The sequence below is a fragment of the Microbacterium sp. B24 genome (assembly GCF_000333415.1).
Classification (GTDB): Bacteria; Actinomycetota; Actinomycetes; order Actinomycetales; family Microbacteriaceae; genus Microbacterium.
In genome coordinates this window covers 1-264 of record NZ_BADB01000145.1, presented here as the reverse complement: position 1 = coordinate 264, position 264 = coordinate 1, and the positions used below count along the sequence as shown (strand labels likewise).

Annotated in this window: 1 pseudogene; it reads left to right on the top strand. The window is 70.8% G+C overall.

The window, feature by feature from the left end:
* Positions 1-4: 4 nt before the first annotated feature.
* Positions 5-235, top strand: a pseudogene (locus tag I5I_RS03410) (PHP domain-containing protein); the annotation flags it as partial.
* Positions 236-264 lie beyond the last annotated feature (29 nt).

The following is a 264-nucleotide window of genomic DNA, read 5'->3' as shown; positions in this document are numbered from 1 at the left end:
GTGGATGCCGCGGTTCCGCGGGCCCAGCGACCTGCACCTGCACTCCGACCATTCCGACGGCACCGAGCCTCCCGCGCGGGTGATGGCCGCCGCTCACGCCGTGGGTCTGCACACCGCGGCGTTGACCGACCACGACACCACATCCGGCTGGTCAGAGGCGGCAGAGGCGGCGGCGTCGCTCGGGATGACGTTGATTCCGGGGATGGAGCTGTCTGCCCGTCACGAGTGGCGCAGCGGACTCTAGAGGATCCCCGGGACCGAGCT